Source organism: Apibacter sp. wkB309, from assembly GCF_002964915.1.
GTDB lineage: Bacteria > Bacteroidota > Bacteroidia > Flavobacteriales > Weeksellaceae > Apibacter.
In genome coordinates this window covers 85,845-109,715 of the sequence record NZ_PSZL01000001.1, presented here as the reverse complement: position 1 = coordinate 109,715, position 23,871 = coordinate 85,845, and the positions used below count along the sequence as shown (strand labels likewise).

The following is a 23,871-nucleotide window of genomic DNA, read 5'->3' as shown; positions in this document are numbered from 1 at the left end:
ACTCTCATAATTTGAGTATTTTACAAAAATTTAAAAGTAACGGTAAATTACTTTTAACCGGAGAATATACGGTACTGGATGGTGCCGTAAGTTTAGCCGTACCTACTCGATTAGGACAATCTCTTCAAATACACCAAACTCAAGAATTTTCTAATAAATTGGTATGGACTGCCTATAAAAGTGATGATAAATTATGGTTTAAAACCGTTTTAGATATCAACAGCAATAAAATCGATGAAACGACGAATTTAAATTTTTCAAAACAATTACTCCATATTTTCCAAGAAGTACAAAAATTAGGAAGCACAAAATTTGAAAATAAAGTTGGATACGAATGTATAACTCGGTTGGACTTTCCCGAAAATTGGGGCTTGGGAACCAGCTCAACCTTAATCAATAATATAGCACAATGGACAAAAGTAAATCCCTATAAATTATTAGAAAAAACTTTTGGAGGAAGCGGTTATGATATAGCCTGTGCCGAAGCCCATACGCCTATTACCTATCAACTAAAAGAAAATGAAGTAAAGAAAATTGAAAAGGTAGAAATATCTTCGGCAATAACGGAAAATCTTTTATTTATTTATTTGAATCAAAAACAAAATTCAAGAGAAGGAATACAACATTATAAACAAAAAACGAAATCGGAAAATCTCATAGCTGCCATTTCAAATATAACCCAAGAAATTATTGACCCAAAAATTACCTTTAATCAATTTAGGATTCTTATTTCAGAACATGAACAATTGATTTCAGAGTTTATCAATATAGATACAGTAAAAAAAGTTTTATTCAATGATTATCCGGGATTTGTTAAGAGTCTGGGAGCTTGGGGAGGAGATTTTATTATGGCTGAAAAATTAAAATGTTCGGAAACCTATTTTAAAAACAAAGGATATGAAGTAATCAAAAATTATAAGGATCTTATACTATAGCGTTTAAAATTTCAGTATTTCATGAAATTTAGTTACACTCCATGGAAAGAAATGGAAAATTTATAGCTGAGAATTATTTGGTTGTTTAATGGTTTGATATATAATTGCTTAGATTGATGGTTGGTAAGGATATGTAATTTAGAGTTTTGAAAAAATTGATACTTATATTTTTTATGAATATCTTTACATAACCAAAAGTTTAAACCCAAAACAATGTTAAAAATAGGGGATAAGATTCCTGATTTTGAAGGACTTGACCAAGAAGGAAAAATAATTAAATATTCAGATTTTAAAGGAAAAAAACTTATCATATATTTTTATCCCAAAGCAAATACTCCGGGTTGTTCAGCTGAAGGATGTAATCTTAGAGATAATTATGCAGCGCTTCAAAAAGAAGGATATCAAATCATAGGAATAAGTAAAGATTCAGTAGATAAACAAAAATCATTTCATGATAAATATTCATTTCCTTTTCCGCTTATAGCAGACGTTGATAAAAAAATAATAGAATCATTTGGAGCATGGGGTAAGAAAAAATTTTTGGGAAAAGAATACGAAGGCATCTTACGATATACCTATATAGTTGATGAAAATGGAATAATTAAAAATATTATTACCAAAGTAAAAACAAAGAATCATGCAGAACAAATCCTTAATACTATGAATCTGTAAGATAAACTTTAGTTAACTTAGATATTCGTAAACAACGAATATTTTAAAGGATTTAAAAACAATTGAAAAATTAAATATATATATATAAAGTAAAACAAATAATGGCAGAAAAAGAAAGCAAAGACGCAAACAATTCAGAAGCAAAGAAGAAGGCGTTGAATCTAATTTTAGACAAATTAGACAAGACCTATGGTAAAGGATCAGTCATGCGAATGGGAGATAAGCCTGTTGAAGAAGTAGACACCATTCCTACCGGATCTTTCGGTTTGGATTTGGCTTTAGGGGTCGGAGGCTATCCACGAGGAAGAATTATTGAAATATTTGGTCCTGAATCATCGGGTAAAACAACACTTACGTTACACGCAATAGCAGAAGCTCAGAAAAAAGGAGGAATAGCAGCATTCATTGATGCAGAACACGCATTTGATCCGACTTATGCTCAACGTCTGGGCATCAATTTAGACGATCTGATTATTTCTCAGCCGGACGATGGAGAACAAGCATTGGAAATCGCCGATAATCTGATTCGATCAGGTGCGATTGACATTGTAGTTATCGATTCAGTAGCAGCATTAACTCCTCGAGCAGAAATAGAAGGAGAAATGGGAGATTCTAAGATGGGACTTCATGCACGACTAATGTCTCAGGCTCTTAGAAAACTAACCGCTACCATTAGTAAAACTAAATGTACCGTAATATTTATAAATCAGCTTAGAGAAAAAATAGGAGTAATGTTTGGAAACCCGGAAACAACTACCGGAGGAAATGCATTAAAATTCTATGCTTCAGTACGAATTGATATACGTAAATCAGGCTCACCGATTAAAGATGGTGATAATGCAATAGGAAGCAGAGTAAAAGTAAAAGTAGTTAAGAATAAAGTAGCTCCACCGTTCCGTCAAACAGAATTTGATATTATGTATGGTGAAGGAATTTCCAAAGTAGGAGAAGTTCTGGATTTAGGAGTTGAAATGGGAATTGTCGGAAAATCCGGATCCTGGTTCAGTTATCAAGATACGAAACTTGGACAAGGAAGAGATTCTGTTAAGCAATTATTAAAAGATAATCCGGAACTATTAGAGGAAATTGAAATCCGCATTAAAGAAAAATTGGCGGAACAATAATATGTAAAATAGTTATTAATTATAACACTCATAAAAAAAACGATGAATTTCAAGAAATTCATCGTTTTTTTTTTATAAGAAATAAATATTTTTAAAAATTAGAAACTTAATATCCGAAACCACTTTACAAATCTTACCAAAATGGATAATAGAATTTCTTAATTAAATAAAAATACCATACAATACGTGTAAATTTAAATTAAACCGATAATTCAGTTATTAATTACGATTAAAAGATTTTTAATCTTAAATCCATTCATTAATATGCTCTCCGGTTCCCATTTTAATACTCTTAGCAGAAATAGTAAAAGTTTCCGTAAGAGGAGATTTACCGTAAGAATCAAAATTTTCTTTATATTTTACAACATATCCATCAAAAAAATATAATTCTTTTAAAGTAGAATTGTTGTCTCTTTTAATGAATACTATTTTACCATCTTTTCTTTCAAAACTATTTGTCATCCACTCAAAAATGTCAGTTTCACCGGTAGATTCAATTGAAACTTCAATCCTTCCCCCTCTGGTTTGGGAAGACGGGCGACCGGTAGGATCTGTTTCCTGAGCTAAAGAGTAATTAATATTCAAAACATTATATGATTTCCCTTCTACTTCTAATTTCGCTTTAAATGACATAGTGATTATTTTACGATTATCTTAATGAAATTGTGTTAATTAAATTTATAACGCAAATATAATACATGAAAGTTGTCTTATTTTTAAATTAATGTTAAATTAATTGTAAAATATAAAAATATTAATATATCTTATTTTCAGTAAAAAACATCGATAGATATTAATTTTTCAAAAATCAATTGATAATATCGAAGCTTCCCATGCGTTTTAAGGTATAAAATACTAGATAATTTATGTTTATAATTTATTAATTGCAAATTATAATGCAATTTATGCAATAATTTATATTTATAATTATTACTTTTATAACTTTAAAAATTCTGAGTAAAAATTATGTGGAAAAGTGAATACTGTAAAAAAGGATTATATGATCCGGAATTTGAACATGACGCGTGTGGAGTAGGAATGATAGTCCACACCAAAGGTGTCAGATCCCATTCAATTGTTGAAAACGGACTTCAAGTTTTAGAAAATATGACCCACAGAGGAGCTGAAAGCGCCGATAATAAAACCGGAGATGGAGCCGGAATTATGGTGCAAATACCTCATGAATTTGTTCTTCTTCAAGGAATAGCAGTTCCGGAAAAGGGCAGATATGGGAGCGGGTTGTTATTTTTTCCTAAAGAAAAAGAAGAAGAAAAAAAGGCATTTGAATTACTGTCCGAATTAATCAAAAAAGAAGGATTAAGTTTTTTAGCCTTGAGGGATGTACCTGTTAATAGTGATATACTTGGAGAAATATCAATGGCAAATGAGCCGATTATAAAGCAGATATTCATAAAAGGAGAAGAATATTCACAAGAAGTATTAGAATTAAAACTGTATTTACTTAGAAAAAAATTTGAAAAAGCACTATTAGAATCAGATATAAAAAATAAGCGCGGGTGCTACATAGTAAGTTTGTCTACTAAAACCATTGTATATAAAGGAATGTTGACATCTTTACAACTAAGACATTATTTTCCTGATTTATTACATCCTAATTTTACCAGCGCCATTGCTTTGGTTCATTCAAGATTCAGTACCAATACTTTTCCAACTTGGGACTTAGCTCAGCCTTTTCGTTTAGTCGGGCATAACGGAGAAATCAACACCATCAAAGGAAACAGGTTATGGATGGAAGCACGTGAAAGCGTTTTAAAATCAGAAAAAATAGGAAATATAGAAGATATATGGCCGATTGTGCAGCAGGGAATGAGCGACAGTTCATCTTTTGATAATGTATTAGAATTTTTAGTAATGTCGGGCAAGTCATTGCCTCATGCATTGGCCATGATGGTTCCGGAATCATGGAATGATAAAAACCCGATCTCATCCGAACTGAAAGCCTTCTATGAATACCACAGCATTCTTATGGAACCGTGGGACGGACCGGCGACCATTTTATTCAGTGACGGGCGATATGCCGGGGGATTGTTAGATAGAAACGGATTACGTCCCGCACGATATCTCATTACCCATCATGATATGATGGTAGTAGCTTCAGAAACAGGAGTAGTTACCTTTGATCCTTCAGAAATCAGGGAAAAAGGAAGATTAAAACCGGGAAAAATGGTATTAATCGATACTGTAAACGGTACTGTTCAGTATGATAAAGAATTAAAAGAAGAATTGGCAAATGCTTATCCGTATAAACAATGGTTAGATAAAAACAGGATTTCTTTAGATGATATATCTTCGGGAAGAAGCGTGAAATATGAAGTTCCGAATTTGGATGTCATGTTATCAGCATACGGCTATTATCGTGAAGATATAGAGAAACTCTTAATTCCGATGGCAAAAGACGGAAAAGAACCGGTGGGCTCTATGGGAAACGATACCCCTTTGGCCATATTATCCAAAGAACCCAATCGTTTATTTTCCTATTTCAGGCAACATTTTGCGCAGGTAACCAATCCACCCATTGATCCCATAAGAGAAGAATTAGTTATGTCCTTAGCGGGATACATAGGTTCTCTTCATAAAAATATATTAGAGCCTATGCCCGAACACTGTAAAATGGTCGGACTGGCCTATCCCATTATTACCAATAAAGAATTGGATCTTCTCGAAAATTTAGATTATAAAGGATTTAAATCGACAGTGATTCCTATAACCTTTACGTATCAACCGGATGATTATGCTTACGGGTTGAAAAAAGGTATTGAAGAACTTTGTAAAACGGCGGAAGAAGCAGTGGACAAAGGAAGCAATTATATTATTTTAAGTGATAGAAAAGCTGACCTTGACCATATAGCCATTCCCTCATTATTAGCAGTTTCTTCTGTCCATCATTATTTGATCAAAAAGAGAAAACGTATGCAAATTGATTTGGTGGTAGAGTCAGCAGAACCGAGAGAGGTTATGCATTTTGCCTTATTATTTGGATACGGAGCCAATGCGGTAAATCCATACCTGTCATTTGCCATGTTGAATGATTTGGTTGAAAAAGGAGAAATACAAATGGTATTTTCAACAGCAGAAAGAAATTACATGAAATCCATACATAAAGGATTATTGAAAGTTCTTTCAAAAATGGGAATATCTACCCTTAAAAGTTATATAGGAGCTCAAGTATTTGAGGCGATCGGAATAAGTTCAAAAGTATTATCCGATTATTTTGGTCACACCATTTCAAAAATAGAAGGTATAGATTTAGAAGACATAGCATACGATACCATCCAATCGTTTAAAGAAGCATTCGAAGGGGTACATGATTCAACCATATACGACAATTTAGGAATGTATGCATGGAGAAAAGGAAGAGAGGCTCATGCTTGGAATCCGGAAACCATAGCAAAACTTCAAATTGCCACACGAACCGGAGATTACAATAAATTTAAAGAATTTACACAAGAAGTTGACAACAAAGAGGATAAAATATTTATAAGAGATTTTATCGATTACACTTCCCAACCCATTGATATAGATTTAGTCGAGCCTGCTTCAGAAATTATGAAACGTTTTGTTACAGGAGCTATGTCGTTCGGATCAATCAGTAAAGAAGCACATGAAGCCATAGCGGTTGCTATGAATACGATCGGGGGAAAAAGTAACACAGGAGAAGGAGGAGAACTAAAAGAACGTTTTTCAACTAATGCGAGATCAGCGATCAAACAAGTAGCTTCAGGAAGATTTGGAGTTACAACGGAATATTTAGTGAATGCAGATGAAATTCAAATTAAAGTAGCTCAAGGAGCGAAGCCGGGCGAAGGAGGACAATTGCCCGGATTTAAAGTTGACACGATTATAGCCAAAACAAGACATTCCATACCCGGTATCTCATTGATTTCACCGCCTCCTCATCACGATATATATTCTATTGAAGATTTGGCACAATTAATCTATGATTTAAAAAATGTAAATCCGAAAGCTATAATTAGCGTAAAATTGGTATCAGAAAGTGGTGTAGGAACTATAGCTGCCGGAGTGGCAAAAGCAAAGGCAGATTTAATTTTAATCAGCGGGTGCGACGGAGGAACGGGTGCCAGTCCGTTAAGTTCAATTAAACATGCCGGATTACCACTGGAAATTGGATTAGCTGAAACCCAACAAACATTGGTGTTAAATAATCTTAGAGGTAACATCCGCCTTCAAACAGACGGTCAATTAAAAACAGGAAGGGATATTGTCATAGCCGCAATGCTGGGAGCCGAAGAATTTGGTTTTGCAACCAGTGCATTGATTATTTTGGGCTGCGTTATGATGAGAAAATGTCATTTAAATACTTGTCCGGTAGGAGTAGCAACTCAAAATGAGCAATTAAGGGGAAAATTTAGCGGCAAAAGTGATTATCTTATAAATTTCTTTACCTTCTTAGCAGAGGAAGTACGAGAACATTTAGCCTCACTGGGATTTACCAAATTAGACGATATTGTCGGAAGAACAGATCTGTTAAAGTCCAAATCCTCTCTTCAAAATCCAAGATTTGAAAAATTAGATTTAAGCAGAATATTATATTATCCCGAAAAAAATAAGAATTCTTTAAAACACAATAAACTTCAAGATCATAAAATAGATAAAGTTTTAGATAGAGAATTAATAAACACTTGTCGCAATGCCATAGACCAATCCATGCCCGTATCATTGAAACGTACGATTCAAAATACGGATAGAGCTGTGGGAGCGATGCTGTCAGGAGAAGTGGCAAAAAAAAACGGTAACGACGGATTACCGGATAATACCATTCATTGCACATTTAAAGGATCGGCAGGTCAAAGTTTCGCAGCTTTTTTATCCAAAGGAATCACTTTTACATTAAAAGGGGATGCAAATGACTATTTGGGAAAAGGATTATCAGGAGGTAAAATTGTTTTGTTGCCTCCCGATTCATCTAACTTTATGCCTGAAAACAACATTATAGCGGGAAATACACTTTTATATGGTGCGACCTCAGGCGAAGTATATATTAACGGTCAAGTAGGAGAGCGTTTTTGTGTAAGAAACAGTGGAGCCCTTGCGGTAGTTGAAGGAGCAGGAGATCATTGTTGTGAATATATGACCGGCGGAAGAACGGTAGTGCTGGGTAAAACAGGAAGAAATTTTGCTGCCGGTATGAGTGGAGGTATAGCATATGTATACAATCCGGATGGCGATTTCGATTACTATTGCAATATGGAAATGGTTGAACTTTCCTTAATTGAAGACATTAGCGATATACGTGAATTAAATGATCTTATTAGCAATCATTACAAACACACTTCAAGCCCATTAGCTAAAAGGTTATTGGATAATTGGATAAACGAAGTAAATTCTTTTATTAAAGTTACTCCAATAGAATATAAAAGAGTTTTGCAAGAAGAAAAAATTCGCGCAATAAATGAGAAAATTTCAAAACTAGAATACGATTATTAAGATATTATAAGGTATAAAATGGGAAATCCTAAAGCATTTTTAACAATAAACAGAAAAGAAGCAGGGTATCGCCCTAGACATGAAAGAATTTCGGATTATGGAGAAGTAGAGCAGACATTAAATACAGAAGATAGATTCTTACAAGCATCTAGATGTATGGACTGTGGAGTTCCATTTTGTCAATACGGTTGTCCATTAGGAAATAAAATGCCCGAATGGCAAGATCTAATTTATAAAAGAAATTGGAAAAGAGCTGCTCGAAGTTTACAATCTACCAACGATTTTCCTGAATTTACAGGCAGAGTATGTCCGGCACCTTGCGAAAAAACTTGTGTATTGGCGATTGAAGATTCGCCTGTTACCATTAGAGAAAATGAAGCGGCCGTAATGGAACACGCCTATTCCGAGGGATTCATGAAGCCACAAATTCCAACTGCACGAACAGGAAAAAAAGTAGCTGTTATTGGATCCGGTCCGGCAGGAATGGCAGTAGCCAATCAACTCAATAAAAAAGGACATACTGTAACAGTTTATGAAAAAGATACGAGCATAGGCGGATTGCTTCGTTATGGTATTCCCGATTTTAAATTAAACAAAAATGTAGTTCAAAGACGTGTTGATTTGATGAAGGAGGAGGGCATTGAATTTATAGTCAACACAGAAGTGGGCAAAGATATAAAAGGAAGAGAGATTTTAAAAAATTACGATGCCGTTTGTATCGCCATCGGGTCTCAGATGCCCAGAGATTTGAAAATTGAGGGAAGGGAGCTCAAAGGAGTTCATTATGCAATGGAATATTTAAAAATGCAAAACAAGATCGTTGCTAAAGAAACCATTTCCGAAGAAGAATTTATTAACGCAAAAGGAAAAAATGTTTTGGTAATCGGAGGAGGAGATACCGGTTCCGATTGTATAGGAACGGCTAATCGACAAGGAGCTGCTAATATTATACAAATTGAAATACTATCAAAGCCTAAAGAGTTAAAAGAAGTTGAAAACCGATGGCCCGTTCCTTTTCCGGTCTATTTAAAAACTTCTTCTTCACATTTAGAAGGATGTGAGCGAAGATGGTCGTTACATACCAAAAGATTTATCGGAGAAGAGGGAAAATTAACCGGAGTGGAAGTAGTAGAAGTTGAATGGGAAAAAGACTCATCAGGAAAATTTACTATGAAAGAAGTGGGAGAACCCGAAATATTAAAAATTGACTTGGCTTTTTTGGCCCTTGGATTTGTCAATCCCATTCAAGAAGGTTTTTTAGAAGAAATGGAGATCATCATGAATGAAAGAAAAAATATTCATACCGATGAAACTAGAAAAACCAATGTGGATAAAATTTTTGCAGCAGGTGATTGTGTGAGCGGTCAATCTTTGGTGGTAACAAGCATCGCTTCCGGAAGAAAAACGGCTAGGCATATAGATGAATTCCTAAGAAACTAGTATATTTTTTAATCTTGGAATAAACTGATAGTTTTATAAAACTATCAGTTCTTTTTTATTGTAATACTAACTAAATGTATGAAAAATAAAAATTTAAAATATCATATTTTAGCTATAATAACGATTTGTATATGGGGTACTACCTTTATTTCAACCAAAGTATTAATGAATGACGGATTAAGTCCGGTAGAGATCTTTTTATACCGTTTTTTATTAGCTTATTTTTGCATATGGTTTTTTTCTCCTAAGGTTATTTTTTCAAAAAATTATAAAGATGAATTTCTGTTCTTGTTAATCGGATTATTTGGAGGAACAATATACTTTATAACAGAAAATATGGCTTTGAAATTATCTTTAACTTCTAATGTATCATTAATATTGTCTACTAATCCCATAGTAACAGCTCTTTTTACTATAATAATAAATAAAAAAGAAAAAGTAACTAAAAATTTAGTGTATGGTTCTTTATTAGCTTTATTAGGAGTTTTTTTAGTAATATTTAATGGTAATTTCATACTCGAGATAAACTTTTGTGGAGATTTATTGGCTTTAACGGCAGTACTTTCTTGGACAGTCTATACTTTGATTTTAAATAAGCTCAGTAATACCTATTCTATACTTTTCATAACCCGTAAATTATTTTTTTATGGAATAGTAACTATAATACCTTTTATTTTAATAGCTCCTTTCAAATTTCAAAAAGATTTATTGCTAACTCCTACGGTAATTTTTAATCTTTTATTTTTAGGAATTATAGCATCTATGGTATGTTTTTTTACCTGGAATTTATCAATAAAGAAAATTGGAATTATTAAAACAACCAATTATATCTACTTAGTACCGTTGATAGCAATCATTTCGGCATCAATTATTTTAAAGGAACGTATAACGATGATTACTTTTCTAGGTACCGTATGTATTTTATCGGGGGTGTATGTATCAGAGAACGGAGTAACAATTAAAAGAAAACAAAATTAAAATATAATAATTAAGTAAAATGTTTACAAAGAAATTTGAAAAAATACTTAGAATTACCTGGTTTATTGTTGCGTTTTTTTTAACCATATACTTGGGATATGCTATGTGGAAAGACAATGCTGAAACACTTTCCCATATACTAATTTTTACCGTAACCGCTTTGCTTGGTTATGTTTGTGTTAACGTGTTGGTATATAGATCGCCGATAGTATCCAATTTATTGGGAATGTCGGCAAATATTGGCGAGATATATACCCATCTGTTATTTGGAAATGTAGGTATGGCGTGTAGTAATCTATATTATTTTATAACTCATGTTTTCGGGCTGATTCTATGGACTAAGAAAAAAAATCAAGATCAAGAAGGAAAAATCAAAGTATCAAAAATGAATCAAAAAGCCTTAATATGTACGATCTTATTCTGTATAATAGGAATAATTCTTATGTTTTTCTTTGGGAATTATTTTTTTAAAAAAGATTCTTCTCCTTACATACTTTTACTTAATTGTATTGCTTTTATGATAGGAGTATCCGCTCAATTTACTATGATCATGAGACAACCTTTTTCCTGGGTTTTGTGGAGTGTTAGTAATTTAGTTTGGTTATCATTAAATCTGATTTCGCATAATTATATTTTTGCTGTTCAATCCATATTATATGAAATAAATGCGCTAGTAGGAATATATAAATGGTATACCAATTCTGATAACTAAGGCAACAGATTAAAAAAATAATTATTAGGTAAGTAAACTTAGTATTTAAGTTAAACTTTCTTCAAAATTTAATTTTATATTAATGCTTGTTAGCGAGTTGTCCACAGGCTGCATCAATATCATCCCCTCTACTTTTTCTTATTTTAACAATGATATTTTCTTGCTCCAAAGCGGTAACATAATTTTGAATTATGTTTGAATTGGCTTGAGAGTAATTTCCTCCTTCTATGGAATTGTATTGTATTAAATTAACTTTTGACGGTATTGATTTACAAAATTTTATTAATGCTCTTATATCTTCATTGCCGTCATTAATTCCTTTCCAAATAATATATTCCAGTGTTATTCTACTTTTAGTTTTCTGATACCAATAGGATAGGGATTCCATTATACTTGTTAGAGGAAATTTTACACTAAATGGCATTAATTGATTGCGTTTTTCCTCAATGGCTGAATGTAAGGATAAGGCTAATTTAACTTTTAAATTTTCATCTGCTAATTTTTCAATCAGTTTAGGAATTCCGGAAGTAGAAACGGTAATTCTTCTGGGAGACATCCCTAATCCTTTGTCCTCCGTGATCTTTCGGATTGCATCCGTTACGGAAGAATAATTGAGTAAAGGTTCTCCCATTCCCATAAATACTATATTGGAAAGGGGCTTTTGATGATATTCTCTGCTTTGTTTATCAGTTAAAGTTACTTGATCTACGATTTCTGCGGCAGTTAAATTTCTCATTCGTGTTAATTGTGCCGTAGCGCAAAAAGTGCAATCCAAACTGCATCCAACTTGCGAAGAAACACAAGCCGTAGTCCGTTTAGCGGTAGGAATCAGAACCGATTCCACGACATTTCCGTCGTGTAATTTTACGGCATTTTTAATAGTTCCGTCGATAGATCTTTGCATGACGTGGATTTCTGCCGGCTTGATCGAGAAATGATTTTCTAAATTTTCACGTAAAGATTTGGAAAGATTGGTCATCTCTGAAAGAGAATGAGCATTTTTATTCCAGAGCCATTCATAAACCTGTTTGGCTCGAAAAGGTTTTTCTCCTATTGAGGAAAAATAAGCCTCAAGTTCTTGTAAACTTAAGGCTCTAATATCTTTCTTATTTTGATTCAAAGTTACTATAATGCTATAATTAAATGATTAACATGGCATCTCCATAGGAGTAGAATTTATAATTTTCTTTAATAGCTTCTTTGTAAGCTTTCATAATTAAATCATATCCGGCAAAAGCTGAAACCATCATCATTAAAGTTGATTTAGGGGTGTGAAAGTTGGTAATCATGGAATCAGCAATACCAAAATCGTAAGAAGGGAAAATAAATTTATTGGTCCATCCTTCGTATGGATTTAATCGTTTGTTAGCAGAAACTGAAGTTTCAATAGCCCTCATGGAAGTTGTACCCACAGCACATACACGGTGTTTGGTTTCAATGGCATGATTTACTATTTTGCAAGTTTTTTCTGAAATGGAAATTTGCTCACTTTCCATTTTATGTTTGGAAAGATCTTCAACTTCTACTGAAGCAAAAGTACCTAATCCTACATGTAAAGTAATTTCAGCAAATTCAATACCTTTAATTTCCAATCTTTTTAACAGATGTTTTGAAAAATGTAGACCTGCCGTTGGAGCAGCAACTGCACCTTCTTCTTTTGCATAGATAGTTTGATATCTTTCAGCATCTTCTGAATCAGGTTTTCTTTTAATATATTTTGGAAGAGGAGTTTCTCCTAATTCTTTTAATTTTCTTCTGAATTCTTCATAAGATCCGTCAAATAAAAAACGTAAGGTTCTGCCTCGGGAAGTAGTATTATCTACAACTTCAGCCACTAGACTGTCATCTTCCGTAAAAAATAATTTATTTCCAATTCTTATTTTTCTTGCAGGATCTACCAATACATCCCAAATTCTTGACTCGGCATCCAGCTCTCTTAATAAAAAAACTTCTATTTGAGCTCCTGTTTTTTCTTTATTACCATATAAACGAGCCGGAAATACTTTTGTATTATTTAAAATAAATACATCTCCTTCATCAAAATAATCAATGACATCTTTAAATAATTTATGTTCTATTTCTCCTGTATTTTTATGTACCACCATTAGCCGTGCCTCATCTCTGTTTTTGGAAGGTCTATCCGCAAGAAGTTCAGGAGGTAATTTAAAATCAAAATCTGAAGTTTTCATTATTAAAATTATGTTTAGATTACAAATATACAATAAGCATACCCCTAAAGTCAAGTATTTATTTATGTATGCTCTTTATCTAAAGGACTTTTTGGCAAGTTTTTTGAAAATATTAACTTAAATTATAAGTTTTATTGATAAAATAGTAAATGTTAATTATTTAGTCATGATAGAATAATATTTCTAGATTTTATTGGTATCATATAATTTAAAAGTAAATTAATTTTTTTTAAAGTAAATTTCTTTCAAATAAATTTATACTTAGTTAGAGCAATAAGGGTGGAAATATTTCTACCCTTATTTTTTTAAAGAGTAAGTCTTTGTAACTCTTCTATGCTTCCATTAAATACATTGATGTCTACAAAATTTTGTGTAAATCCTTTGACAATCCCCTTTTCCGTAAATTGCCAAAAAATCCATTTTTGGTGCAAAGGACTTTCTATAGGGTTATAGTTTGCTGTCCATATAATGTATTCACTTAAATCAAGATCAGAAATATGATAGATAAAATATGAATCATTAGAATAAATAATGGGCTTCACATTATAGTTTTTTTCAACTATGTTCAACCAATTGATAAGTCCTGATTTCAATAATTCCAACGATTGATTTTTAGGCAGATCTTCTACGTCAAGTACAGGAGGCAAATCACCTCTATTCAAAGTTACGGTTTTAATAAAGTTTTCTGCTTGTAGGGTAGAATTTCTATTCACATCATAATAATGATATGCGCCTTTGAGTATTTTTTTTTTCGTAAGATTTTTCCAATTTTTTTTGAAAAAAGCATCCTGAGTAAAAGCACCTCGGGTTGCTCTAACAAAAACAAAGGAGACAGGAATATCTTTATGAATGTCTTGAACGCTATCCCAAAGAATTTTACCTTGATGTTGACTTATATCCAACCCGAAAGCATAATTTTTATATTTTTTAAAAACAGCCTGAATCTTTTCGGCTTCAGATATTTTAATGCTCTTTTGGAAATTTACATTTCCGAATTCACCGATAGCTAATTTTTCTTTTATAATGTAATAATACATAATGAGTGAAGTTCTAAAAAAGAAAAGAACAGATAAAAAAATAATTATACCCGTTAGCCAATAATAGAGTTTATAGGGAATTTCCTTTTTACTGTTTTTCTTGTTTATTCTTCCTTTCATGAAAATATAAAAAAAAAATAGTAGTTGGTTAATTATGAATTATTTAGTTCATTTGAAATAAGATTATTCAAATTTAAAAAATGCTACATGAATTAAAAAAAATGTCTAGGTAAATTGTGCTTTCCCAAGAAATTTTTTAAGTAAATTAAACTCTTAAAAATTCATATTTTTAAACCCTATAGTTTTATGATACTATTTTTTAAACAATATGTATAATTAGCGGAATGATAATGGCATTATTTTTCGAGGTGGAAGAAAGTAATTAGTTTATTCTTTTATATCGAGAAAATTCTTTACTAACGTTTTAGCTTTATTTTGAGCTTTTTCCAAATTATCATTAATAATAACAGCGTCAAAATCTTTGGCAAAAGAAAGCTCTTCATCCGCTTTTTGAATTCTGGTTAATAAGGATTCTAAATTTTCAGTATTTCTATTTTTCAATCGTTCTTCAAGATCTTTTAAAGAAGGGGGCGCTATAAAAATTGCCAATGCTCTATCTTTAAATTGTTTTTTAAGATTAAGTCCACCCCTTACATCAATATCGAAAATAACATGTTTCCCTTGGTTCCATAATCTTTCTATCTCTGAATGAAGAGTTCCGTAATATCGTCCTTTATAAACCTCTTCATATTCAATAAATTCATTATTTTTTATTTTTTCCTGAAATTGTTCTTCAGTAAGAAAATAATAATCTTTTCCGTCAACTTCATTTTCTCTTTTAGGACGTGTAGTACAAGAAATAGAGAATGAAATTTCAGGAAATATGGATAAAAGATATTGAACAATGGTTGTTTTTCCGGCACCGGAAGGAGCTGAAAAAATAATTAATTTGCCTTCCATAGGCTTTCCAGGAAGCAATTCTTTAAGTTGAAACGTATCATTTCCCGGTTTTTGATAGATTAACCCCATGAATTAATTATAAAACGTTATTAGTTTGTTCTTTTATTTTTTCAAGTTCGTCCTTCATTAGTACGACTAATTTTTGAATTTCAGAATGATTGGCTTTAGAACCAATGGTATTGATCTCTCTTCCCATTTCTTGGGCAATAAATCCTAATTTTTTTCCGGCTTGATCTTCTTCTTCAATTACTTTAAAAAAATATTCACAATGTTGTTTTAAGCGTACTTTTTCTTCATTTATATCTAATTTCTCAATATAATATACAAGTTCTTGGTGAAAACGCTGTTCATCAAATTGGACTTTCAATTCAGATAATTGTTTTTCTAATTTCTGCCTTACGGAATCCACTCTTTCTTTTTCGTATTTTTCAATTTCAGATAATGAAATGAGAATATTTTGAGTGTATTTTTTTAAAACGTTTTCTAAAGACTTTCCTTCTTCAGCTCTAAAATCGTTTACTTTTTCAAGAGAAGCGTTTAGACATTCTAAGACCAAAGTCCATTCATCATCACTAATTTCAATTTCTTGATTAGTAAATACTTCAGGCATTCTTATAGCCATCTTAAGGAAATCCAAGGGTGTGCCTTCTATTTGTAATTCTTCCAAATTGGAAATATAATTTTTAACAGCATTTACATTGATTCGAGAATTATTTTCTGCACCTAAATTTTCAATAACTATTGAAAAATCTATTTTTCCTCTTACTAATTTATTACCAATAATTTTTCTTAATTCCAGCTCTTTATTTCTATATCTAGGCGATATCCTTACAAATAAATCAAGAGATTTACTGTTAAGGGTTTTAATTTCAATTGAAATTTTTAAATTTTCTGTATTGACTTCTGACTTACCATAGCCAGTCATTGATTGTAACATAGTTAATAAAAATATGGTTATAACTAAGCGTAGTTAATTTAAATGTAGTTTTGCAATTAAAAGAACTGCAAAATTAACCTTTTTTTAATTCAATTATAGTTATTTCCGGCCAAATTCCTACTCTTCCCGGAAATCCTATAAAACCAAATCCACGGTTTACATAAAGGTATTTATCCTTTTCTTGATATAAATCCGCCCATTTAGGGTATCTATATTTAATAGGAGACCATTTTATAACGCCGGGAATTTCTATTCCAAACTGCATTCCGTGAGTATGGCCTGATAAGGTAAGATGCATTTTCTTTGAAAAATTTTTTACAATAGCATCAAAATGGGAAGGATCATGTGATAATAAAATATTGAATTCACCATCTTTAATGTTTTGAGAGGCAATTTCTATATCTCCATCTTTAGGAAAATGTCCTGCTCCCCAATTTTTAACTCCTACAATGTTGATGAATTGGTTATCTTTATAAAGTCTTATAGATTCATTTCTTAATAATTTCCAATCAATGGATTTATGATATTCGTTTAATTTATCAATATTTTTTTGTTGAGCAATTTCATTCTTTCCAAAAACATAAACCCCATAATCATGATTCCCTAAAATGGAGTATTTACCGTCTTTAGCTTTTATGGTTTTTAACAAAGGAAGCCACGGTTCCATTTCATCCGCCAGATTATTAACAGAATCCCCGGTAAAAACAAATAGATCAGCATTTTGATCATTTAGAAGTTTTATCCCTCTGGCAACCTTATCGAAATCCTTAATGTTAAAACTTCCCAAATGTATATCAGAAAGTTGAGCTATTCTATACCCGTCAAAATTTTCGGGTAGATCAGGAAATTTTATAGTAAATTTCCTTACTCTAAAATCGAATTTACCCCAAACAATACCTTCAATAATGGATAAAAAAGGAATACTTGCAAGTCCTAAACCAATAGCACTTATAGCCTTTCTTCTTTCAGGTAAATATGCGTCATTTGCAGAAGGTTTTGATGTAACTTTTCTAACTAAAAAGGTCAGCATTCTTATGAGGTCCTCAAAAATGATCGTTATAGCCAAAACAAATTTCGGAACGAAAACAATCATAAAAAAACCTAATAAAAAATGAACTTGCCCTTTGTTATTTCTATCAATAAAAATGGACCAAATAAGAATAATCAATAAAGCACAAATTGAAAAACCTAACCAATATTTTCTAAAAAGTTTATTAGTTGTCAATACTTTAATAGCTTGATAACAATAATATTCAATAATTAATGATACAATAAATAATATTCCTATTAAAGTGCCCAATGTATTTTTGAATTTTCAGTAATTAAATTTTATGGCATTCTATACAAAATTGCATTGATATTCATCCCTGCACCTACTGAGGCAAATATGACCAAATCATTGGATTTCAAAGTTTGGTTTAAAAAGTTACCTTTAACCATCATGTCATACATCGTGGGTATGGTTGCTACAGAAGAATTACCGAATTTTTGTATAGTCATGGGAGCAATTCCTTCCGGAATATCGGTTACCTTTAATTTATATAATTTAAAAACTCTTTCTAATATAGCATGATCCATTTTTGCATTCGCTTGATGGATAAGTACCTTATTTATATCGGATATGGTGTATCCGGCATCATCGATCACTTTTTTTACGACTTGAGGAACGTAAGTTAGGGCATATTCATATACTTTTCTTCCTTTCATTCGGATGTTAGCTTTCGATCCGACATAATTAGGATTTAAAGAGGAGTCTGTAGCAATATAAGATACTTCTTCTCCATTATCGCTTCTGGTATAATGATGAAGAATACCTACCGGTTTATCGGTTTCTCTGGATTCAAGTATTACACCTGCTGCTCCATCAGAAAAAATCATACAATTTCTGTCATAAGGATCAACAGTTCTGGAAAGAGTTTCAGAACCTATAACCAATATTTTCTTTGCCACTTTTGCTTTTAATAATTGGTCGGCTAAAATCATCCCTTCATTCCATCCCGGACATCCAAAGTTCATATCATAGGGCTTACACAAAATATTTTTGATACCAATCTTTTTCTTGGTTAAAGCGGCTATGGAAGGCATAATTCTTACTTGTCTTTCATTAGCATCAATATCTCCAAAATTGTGAGCTACGATAACATAATCGAGTTCTTCCTTATTTATTCCTGCGTTTTCAATTGCTAATCTACCTACTTCAGCTGCCAAATCAGAATTCATCACATTGTCATCGTCAACGTAACGTCTTTCAGTTATTTCAGTGATATCTGCAAATTTTTTAATAATTTCTGGAGTCGGTTTCGTTATGGGTTCCCTGTTTTCATCATAAAAAGTAATTCCTTCAAAATTGCTATTTGGAACGACTTTCTTAGGTAAGTACGATCCAGAGCCAGTTATAATACTTTGCAACATATTAAATTTGTGATATTATTCTTGATAATAATTTGACAAATTTATGTAATAATTACTAAAAAATCTATTATATTGTTACCTTTGTGCATCAAAGTAAGGTTATATGCTGAATAAAAATTCCTTACAAGGATTATTGATAGCGTTATTTATAGGATTAATTTCATTTTTTATATACAAGTTTTATATTGAAAAGAATGATGAATTTTTGTTGGATAATCCCAACAAGGAAGAAATTAAAGTATTTGTAAATGGAAAAAGTTATTTACTCGCGGGAGGACAATCTTTGTCAATTCCTGTTAATTCGGGTAAGAATACAATTTCATGTCAAAATAAACAGGGGAATATTATTTTAAAAGATACTTTTTTTGTAATAACTAAAAATAAAAGGGGGCTTATTAATCCTTCTTTAGCAACCTATTTCACTTTTAAAAGATATTATGGTCATATAAAAAACAGAGACTCCATATATCGAGCCCATCGAAAAAATATCAATGGAAAAGAGTTTATAGGTGAAATTGGCGAATACAACCAATTAGTAATACAAGATTTCTATTATAATATTAATCAAAATTTCCCTAAAATAATTAATAAAGTAGATTCCATAGAATCAAGGATTAAATTATTCAGAAAAAACCAATTTTTAGAGTTTTATCGGTCAACATTTGAATAAAACAGTTACTTTTGTAAGTTGAGAACAGCAAATTAATAATATGCCAAATATTGTAAAGCCATATAACGAAACAGAAAGTAAAAAGAAACAGGTTGAACAGATGTTTGATAATATATCTGAAAATTATGACTTCTTAAACAGATTGTTATCTTTTAACATTGATGTTTATTGGCGGAATCAATTGGAAAAAAAAGTGGTGGCATATAACCCCGAAAAAATATTAGATGTTGCTACAGGAACGGCTGATTTGGCAATTGAACACGCTAAAAAAACAAAAGCTTCAATTACAGGTTTAGACTTGTCCCAAAAAATGTTGGATTACGGTCAAGTTAAAATAAATAAAAAAGGACTGAATAACCGAATAAAACTAGTTAAAGGAGATGCGGAAAATTTACCTTTTCAAGAAGGAGAATTTGATATTGTAACAGTTTCCTTTGGAGTTCGTAATTTCGAAAATTTAGAAAAAGGTATTTCTGAAATGGGAAGAGTACTTAAAAAGGGAGGAAAATTGTTAATCTTAGAATTTTCAAAACCCGGTGGTTTTTTTGCTCCTTTCTTTATGTTCTATTTTAAAAATATATTACCCGGCATAGGAAAAATAATTTCAGGAGATTCTCGAGCGTATACTTATTTACCCAATTCCGTTGATGCTATGCCCTATGGGGAAAATATGAAAAACTTGATCCTTAAAAATGGATTTAAGGAGGCTAGCTTTAGAAGATTGACATTTGGAGTAGCCACTGTCTATGAGGGAATAAAATAAATAAATAAAAAAATCGTTTTCTCTACTATGAAGAAATTAGTCATAGTTTTATTATTAATAGTAATACATTGTGGAGTTAATGCGCAGTTCCGTTCAAGAGATGTTATGGAAAGGTATACTGATTTTGATGATCAGGAATTTTCCTGGGGGTATTATTTAGCAATGAATTATTTTGATTTAAAAATTCATCCTAACAAAGAAGGTTTAGAACATACCGGCAGATATTTGGTTGATGTGAATTCTAAAGGCGGATTTACTGTAGGTTTAATTGGCAAAATGAAAGTTCATGACTACGTTGATTTGAGGTTGGAACCGGCTATGCACTTCACACAACGCGATTTAATTTTTAATAATGTTCAAAAGATCATCGATGAAGAAATTGCCAATGGTCTGGAAACTACTTACACAGAACAAGATGTCAAACGAAATGTAAAATCTACATATTTAGATTTTCCTTTATTTTTAAATTTTCACGGGGACCGATGGTATAATTCCAGACCTTATGTACAGGCCGGTTTAAGTTGGTTAATAAACTTACAAAGTAATGAGAAAAAAGAAAAGGATAATACCGATCAAATCTTCCGAATGAAAACTAATAACTTTTCTTATCAATTAGAAGCCGGTATAGAGCTTTACTTTAAGCGATTTAAAATGACTCCGTCAGTAAGGGGAATATTTTTTTTCAATAATGAACTGGTTGCAGATAATCCGGGAACTCCTCCGTACTGGGCAGGTGCATTAAAGTCGATACATACCAGAGCTGTAGTCTTTTCAATTAAATTCGAATAATTATTTTTAAATCTCTTTTTATACCGCTTTTTGTTGTTATTAATTATTTAAAATTTTAGCTATTTTGGTCTGCCGATTCTTTTTTTCTGCTAATTTATCAGCATATAATAAATTAAAAGTTAAAATGGAGTTATTTCAATTTATAAACAACTTGTTGAAATAATTCAGTATAATTAACTTAAAAACATCATATAAAATTTTAAATTTTACTGTAGGGATTTGTTATTTAAAACAATGTTGATGAAATTCTGTTGGATAAACTATTATATTAGGATATTAACTTTTTTAAAAAAGAATTTCATATATTTGCAAGAGAGTTAGAATAGTAAATTTTTCGTTCTAATATGGAAGAGATTATTCAGGGAATTAATGATTTGGAAAATAAGATTCTCGAATTAAAGAAGGAAAATGAAGAGTTGAAAAGAAAAAATGAATATCTAGAAAATTCTCTTTTAAAAAATGAAGATAAATTTATTCAGAAAGAAAAACAATATAAAGAACTTGAAGAGCTTAATAAAAGATTGAAAGTTATTAATGCAATTTCTGGAAGTGGAGAATATAAGAAGTTGATGAAATTGCAGATGAATAGAATGATTAAAGAAATAGATGCATGTATTTCAGAATTGCAGAATTCATAAATAAAAATGTCTCAAAAAGTAAATATACGAGTAGCGGGAAGAAATTACCCCTTAGTAGTACAAAGTGAGGAAGAAGAGATATTACGAATTGCTGCAAAAAAAATAGAAAAATACATTAATACTTTTGAAAAAAACTATAACATTTCTGAAAAACAAGATGCTTTAGCTATGGCGGCTTTACAACTAGCTTCAGAATTAGAAAACATTTTAAGGGAAAAATCACAGGAACAAAATGAAATTTTGCTTAAAATAAAAAAAATAAAAAAATTGTTATAGATAAAGTAACGCATTTCCAAATAGATCATAGAATTTAAAATTAAATGTAGAACAAAGATATGACCTACATTGATTCTAACTCAATTTAGTAAACTCAACACGAATTGACTGACTGAGTGATTGTTTTTTTTAATGGCGGGCTGCCTCTCATCTTCTCAGATGATTTGATAGCAATATCAACAGCAGATTACAGAGAAAAAAACATAGCTTGAATCCTGTTTATTGGAGTTTACTTAAATCAAAGTTTAATAGGATTGATGTAGGTTTTTTTATATAAATTAATTGTATGAATGTAACGATAATATTTGAGTTAATCGCCACCCTTTTTATTGGGGGATTTATAGGATACTTCTTATCGAAAAGTTCTCTAAATAAATATAGAGAAAATAAATTAAAAGAAGCAGAAGACAAAGCTGCTGCGATCTTAAAGGAAGGAGAGCTTAAGGCCGAAAACATTAAGCAGGAAAAAATGCTTCAAGCAAAAGAAAAATTCTTAGAATTAAAATTACAACACGAAGAGCAAATTAATCAAAGAGAAAAGAAGATGCTTGAAGTGGAAAAAAGAATTAAAGACAAAGAAACGAAGCTGAATGACGAATTGCATCAGAATAATATTCAGAAAAAGCAATTAGATCAAGCCATAAATGATAATCAGATTAAAGCGGAAACGCTAACCAAAAAACAAGCTGAATTAAATCAAATGCATGAACAGCAGGTAGAAATATTAGAAAAAATTTCAGGATATTCTGCTGAAGATGCAAAAGCTGAATTGGTGGAAGCGCTAAAGCAGGAAGCAAGATCCAGAGCTCAAGCTCAAATCCAAGCCATTGTTGAAGAAGCGCAGTTAAATGCAAAGGCGGAAGCCAAAAAAATTATAGTACAAACCATTCAGAGGGTAGGTACTGAACAAGCAATTGAAAACTCGGTGTCTGTTTTTAATATAGAATCAGATGAAATAAAAGGTAGGATTATAGGAAGAGAAGGACGTAATATTCGGGCCTTAGAAGCAGTTACAGGGGTTGAAATTATTGTTGATGATACTCCTGAAGCAATATTACTTTCTTGTTTTGATCCGGTTAGGAGAGAAGTAGCCAGATTATCTTTACATAGACTGGTAACCGATGGAAGAATCCATCCGGCAAGAATTGAAGAAATTGTAGCTAAAACCCAGCAACAGATAGAAGAAGAAATTATAGAGATCGGTAAAAAGACCATTATCGACTTAGGAATTCATGGATTACATCCTGAATTAGTAAAAATGGTCGGTAGAATGAAATATCGTTCTTCCTACGGACAAAACCTTTTACAGCATTCAAGAGAGGTTGCTAATATAGCAGGAATTTTAGCTTCCGAACTAGGGCTTAATCCAAAAATCGCAAAACGTGCCGGATTATTGCATGATATTGGAAAGGTTCCTGAAGAAGAATCCGAATATCCTCATGCAATATTAGGGATGCAATGGGCGGAAAAATATGGAGAAAATCAAACCGTTGTTAATGCCATCGGTGCCCACCATGATGAAATTGAAATGAAAAGTTTAATTGCGCCTATTATTCAAGTAGCGGATGCAATTAGCGGTGCAAGACCGGGAGCAAGGAGACAAGTAGTAGAATCATATATTCAAAGACTTAGAGACCTAGAAAATGTAGCATTAAGTTTTGATGGCGTTAATACAGCTTATGCAATTCAAGCCGGTAGAGAATTACGCGTAATGGTTCAAAGTGAAAAAATAGACGATCAGAAAGCATCACAATTGTCTTTTGAAATAAGTGAAAAAATTCAAAATGAATTAACATATCCGGGACAGGTTAAAGTAACTGTTATTCGAGAAACGAGAGCTGTTAATATAGCCAGGTAGACTGTTTACTTAATA

At 31.7% G+C, this 23,871-nt stretch carries 21 protein-coding genes; 13 read left to right on the top strand and 8 right to left on the bottom strand.

The genetic code is table 11. The features are described from left to right. Positions 1–11: 11 nt before the first annotated feature. The 3 genes from C4S75_RS00385 (at position 12) to recA (ending at position 2,731) form a co-directional block, all read left to right on the top strand. Entirely contained in the window at positions 12–935 is a 924-nt protein-coding gene (locus C4S75_RS00385) for a GYDIA family GHMP kinase (protein WP_105296339.1), read from the top strand. A gap of 213 nt (positions 936–1,148) precedes the next feature. Continuing rightward, complete coding sequence (bcp, locus tag C4S75_RS00380) at positions 1,149–1,607, top strand: thioredoxin-dependent thiol peroxidase (protein ID WP_105296338.1); 459 nt, start codon at positions 1,149–1,151, stop codon at positions 1,605–1,607. 101 nt (positions 1,608–1,708) lie between these two features. After that, complete coding sequence (recA, locus tag C4S75_RS00375; RefSeq protein ID WP_105296337.1) at positions 1,709–2,731, top strand: recombinase RecA; 1,023 nt, start codon at positions 1,709–1,711, stop codon at positions 2,729–2,731. 246 nt (positions 2,732–2,977) lie between these two features. Here the strand turns inward: recA and tssD are convergent, their stop codons facing one another. Next, positions 2,978–3,364 carry a type VI secretion system tube protein TssD gene (gene tssD / locus C4S75_RS00370; RefSeq protein WP_105296336.1) on the bottom strand — a complete coding sequence of 129 codons (387 nt, stop codon included), beginning with the start codon at positions 3,362–3,364 and terminating at the stop codon, positions 2,978–2,980. Between the two features lie 333 nt (positions 3,365–3,697). Between tssD and gltB the strand changes: the two genes are divergently transcribed. The 4 genes from gltB to pnuC all read left to right on the top strand — a co-directional run bounded on the left by gltB (position 3,698) and on the right by pnuC (position 11,327). Further along, positions 3,698–8,197 (top strand): glutamate synthase large subunit, encoded by a 4,500-nt coding sequence (gene gltB, locus C4S75_RS00365; RefSeq protein ID WP_105296335.1) that lies wholly within the window; start codon positions 3,698–3,700, stop codon positions 8,195–8,197. A gap of 18 nt (positions 8,198–8,215) precedes the next feature. Next, positions 8,216–9,637, top strand: coding sequence for a glutamate synthase subunit beta (locus tag C4S75_RS00360; protein ID WP_105296334.1), 1,422 nt, complete (start codon positions 8,216–8,218; stop codon positions 9,635–9,637). 78 nt (positions 9,638–9,715) lie between these two features. Further along, positions 9,716–10,615: a DMT family transporter gene (locus C4S75_RS00355; protein WP_105296333.1), complete on the top strand. Its 900-nt coding sequence runs from the start codon at positions 9,716–9,718 to the stop codon at positions 10,613–10,615. A gap of 19 nt (positions 10,616–10,634) precedes the next feature. Further along, on the top strand, positions 10,635–11,327 hold the full coding sequence (gene pnuC / locus C4S75_RS00350; protein WP_105296332.1) for a nicotinamide riboside transporter PnuC: 693 nt from the start codon (positions 10,635–10,637) through the stop codon (positions 11,325–11,327). Positions 11,328–11,406: 79 nt separating this feature from the next. Here pnuC and rlmN read toward each other — a convergent pair whose 3' ends face one another. From rlmN to C4S75_RS00315, 7 genes are all read right to left on the bottom strand, one after another. After that, positions 11,407–12,447 (bottom strand): 23S rRNA (adenine(2503)-C(2))-methyltransferase RlmN, encoded by a 1,041-nt coding sequence (gene rlmN / locus C4S75_RS00345; protein ID WP_105296331.1) that lies wholly within the window; start codon positions 12,445–12,447, stop codon positions 11,407–11,409. 19 nt (positions 12,448–12,466) lie between these two features. Then, on the bottom strand, positions 12,467–13,516 hold the full coding sequence (gene queA / locus C4S75_RS00340) for a tRNA preQ1(34) S-adenosylmethionine ribosyltransferase-isomerase QueA (protein WP_105296330.1): 1,050 nt from the start codon (positions 13,514–13,516) through the stop codon (positions 12,467–12,469). A 305-nt stretch (positions 13,517–13,821) separates the two neighbouring features. Then, positions 13,822–14,673 (bottom strand): glycoside hydrolase family 25 protein, encoded by an 852-nt coding sequence (locus C4S75_RS00335; protein WP_105296329.1) that lies wholly within the window; start codon positions 14,671–14,673, stop codon positions 13,822–13,824. 267 nt (positions 14,674–14,940) lie between these two features. Beyond that, entirely contained in the window at positions 14,941–15,582 is a 642-nt protein-coding gene (gmk, locus tag C4S75_RS00330) for a guanylate kinase (RefSeq protein WP_317164154.1), read from the bottom strand. A gap of 7 nt (positions 15,583–15,589) precedes the next feature. Beyond that, the gene (locus tag C4S75_RS00325) at positions 15,590–16,450 is read right to left on the bottom strand and encodes a YicC/YloC family endoribonuclease (RefSeq protein WP_105296328.1); all 861 of its coding nucleotides are present in this window, start codon (positions 16,448–16,450) and stop codon (positions 15,590–15,592) included. Between the two features lie 73 nt (positions 16,451–16,523). Further along, a complete protein-coding gene (locus C4S75_RS00320) occupies positions 16,524–17,750 on the bottom strand; it encodes a metallophosphoesterase (RefSeq protein ID WP_105296327.1) in 1,227 nt (408 codons plus the stop codon). A gap of 29 nt (positions 17,751–17,779) precedes the next feature. Further along, positions 17,780–18,862 carry a 3-oxoacyl-ACP synthase III family protein gene (locus tag C4S75_RS00315; RefSeq protein WP_105296326.1) on the bottom strand — a complete coding sequence of 361 codons (1,083 nt, stop codon included), beginning with the start codon at positions 18,860–18,862 and terminating at the stop codon, positions 17,780–17,782. A gap of 103 nt (positions 18,863–18,965) precedes the next feature. On the opposite strand from C4S75_RS00315, the gene C4S75_RS00310 reads away from it, so the two are divergent. The 6 genes from C4S75_RS00310 to rny all read left to right on the top strand — a co-directional run bounded on the left by C4S75_RS00310 (position 18,966) and on the right by rny (position 23,856). Further along, positions 18,966–19,532, top strand: a complete 567-nt coding sequence (locus C4S75_RS00310) for a hypothetical protein (RefSeq protein ID WP_105296325.1) — start codon at positions 18,966–18,968, stop codon at positions 19,530–19,532. Positions 19,533–19,572: 40 nt separating this feature from the next. Then, positions 19,573–20,295, top strand: a complete 723-nt coding sequence (ubiE, locus tag C4S75_RS00305; protein ID WP_105296324.1) for a bifunctional demethylmenaquinone methyltransferase/2-methoxy-6-polyprenyl-1,4-benzoquinol methylase UbiE — start codon at positions 19,573–19,575, stop codon at positions 20,293–20,295. Between the two features lie 27 nt (positions 20,296–20,322). Further along, positions 20,323–21,084 carry a porin family protein gene (locus C4S75_RS00300; RefSeq protein WP_105296323.1) on the top strand — a complete coding sequence of 254 codons (762 nt, stop codon included), beginning with the start codon at positions 20,323–20,325 and terminating at the stop codon, positions 21,082–21,084. A gap of 344 nt (positions 21,085–21,428) precedes the next feature. Further along, positions 21,429–21,722 (top strand): hypothetical protein, encoded by a 294-nt coding sequence (locus C4S75_RS00295; RefSeq protein WP_105296322.1) that lies wholly within the window; start codon positions 21,429–21,431, stop codon positions 21,720–21,722. Between the two features lie 6 nt (positions 21,723–21,728). Continuing rightward, a complete protein-coding gene (locus C4S75_RS00290) occupies positions 21,729–21,998 on the top strand; it encodes a cell division protein ZapA (RefSeq protein ID WP_105296321.1) in 270 nt (89 codons plus the stop codon). Positions 21,999–22,284: 286 nt separating this feature from the next. Further along, positions 22,285–23,856 (top strand): ribonuclease Y, encoded by a 1,572-nt coding sequence (rny, locus tag C4S75_RS00285; protein WP_105296320.1) that lies wholly within the window; start codon positions 22,285–22,287, stop codon positions 23,854–23,856. Positions 23,857–23,871: the final 15 nt, after the last annotated feature.